The following is a 230-nucleotide window of genomic DNA, read 5'->3' as shown; positions in this document are numbered from 1 at the left end:
CCGCCGTCACGCAAGTCGTCACGGTCCACCGAAGTGATTACCACGTACTTGAGCTTCAGGTCGGCGATGGCGATGGCCAGGCTTTCTGGCTCATTGACGTCCAGCGGCTTCGGACGGCCGTGGCCCACGTCGCAGAACGGGCAGCGACGGGTGCAAATGTCGCCCATGATCATGAAGGTGGCGGTGCCGCCGGAGAAGCACTCGCCCAGGTTCGGGCAGGATGCCTCTTC

The 230-nt window shown here is 63.9% G+C and carries 1 protein-coding gene; it reads right to left on the bottom strand.

All coding sequences use genetic code 11. The features are described from left to right. Positions 1–230: radical SAM protein (locus AC0L20_RS42020; protein ID WP_473295998.1), on the bottom strand; the 230-nt coding region annotated here is incomplete at both ends.

The organism is Bradyrhizobium sp. Kon58 (assembly GCF_055807455.1).
Note: the sequence above shows the minus strand (reverse complement) of the source record. Positions and strands in the feature narration are given on the sequence as shown.